This is a genomic window from Vibrio sp. 2130-1 (assembly GCF_033339515.1).
Genome location: NZ_JAWOUT010000412.1, coordinates 1 through 629 on the forward strand (window position 1 = coordinate 1; position 629 = coordinate 629).

The 629-nt window shown below is 52.9% G+C and carries 1 pseudogene; it reads right to left on the bottom strand.

Features of this window, described 5'->3' with window-relative positions:
- Positions 1-629, bottom strand: a pseudogene (locus R7Q09_RS26540) (RepB family plasmid replication initiator protein); the annotation flags it as partial.

Here is a 629-nt window from a genome sequence, read left to right on the forward strand (position 1 = left end):
ACGCCATCACCTGCTTCACGAAGTTCTCATGAGGCCTTATGACGTACCGCACGTCGATGACTCTGCGGCCATCCTTGATCTGGTTCGCGTCGTAGTCGCTTATGACCTCTTGTTTGATGAGGGCCTCCAGAGCGAGCTTCATGGCTCTGACGTTCTCCGGCATCCGTGGGCTCAATTCACGAGGGCTCTGGGTCAGGAAGCTGATAAGCGATGGCGTGTACGGCGAATCTGGTGATGCTTGAGTCCAGTAGTGGCTCATTCGCTTGTAGATGTACCGTGCAAGAGGGGAGCGGATTTGCATTCCGATTTTGTAGTTGTACTGACGAAACGACAGATTCATGATCGATTCGTTTACCAGCGGGTTGAACTGCACATAGCACCTGGCGTTCCCGCCTTTCTTGCGAAACTCACCTCTGGTGGTAAGTCCCACCATCGGGAAGAAGCTGGAGCTGATGAAGGCTTCACCGTCATCACTGATACATTCGAGTGTTGCGCCACGACAAACCTGGATTGCTTCCTTGATTTCGTTCAGGTTGTACCCGTGACCCATCTTCGAGAGCTCTTTCTGGAGTTCGTACAGAGTGAACATGCCTCCAGCCTTGCCCTCGATGATATGGCCTTTCCCGTTC